Origin of the sequence: Pseudaquabacterium rugosum (assembly GCF_038066575.1) — a bacterium.
GTDB classification, from domain to species: Bacteria; Pseudomonadota; Gammaproteobacteria; order Burkholderiales; family Burkholderiaceae_C; genus Pseudaquabacterium; species Pseudaquabacterium rugosum.
Genome location: NZ_JBBUTF010000059.1, coordinates 1 through 509, shown reverse-complemented (window position 1 = coordinate 509; position 509 = coordinate 1). Strand labels below are relative to the sequence as shown.

Annotated in this window: 1 protein-coding gene; it reads right to left on the bottom strand. The window is 76.2% G+C overall.

Going from position 1 to position 509, the window contains the following annotated elements:
• A partial coding sequence (locus AACH11_RS24900) for an aldehyde dehydrogenase family protein (protein WP_341376969.1) occupies positions 1 to 509 on the bottom strand: 509 nt, incomplete at both ends.

The following is a 509-nucleotide window of genomic DNA, read 5'->3' as shown; positions in this document are numbered from 1 at the left end:
CGGCCGTGGCCGGACTGGCGGGTGCCGCCGAAGGGCAGGCGGGCATCCGAGGCGGTGACGGCGTTGATGAAGACGGCGCCGGTGGTCAGCTGGCGGGCCACGTGGCGGGCCCGCTCGGGCGCGGCCGACCACAGGCTGACCGACAGGCCGAAGGCCGTGGCATCGGCCAGGCGCACCGCGTCGGCATCGTCGCGGGCCACGCTGATCGTGGCCACGGGGCCGAAGGTCTCCTCGTCGAAGGCGGCCATGCCCGGGCGCACGTCGGCCAGCACGGTGGGTGCGTAGTAGGCGCCAGGGCCGGGCAGCGGATGGCCGCCGCACAGCAGCCGCGCACCGGCAGCCACGCTGCGCTCGACCTGGGACTGCAGCGCCTGGCGCAGGTCGGCGCGGGCCAGCGGGCCGATCTGGGTGGTGGCCGCGGTCGGGTCGCCGACGACCAGGGCCTGCACGCGCTCGACGAAGCGCGCGCTGAAGGCCTCGGCGATCGCGGCCGAGACGATGAAGCGCTT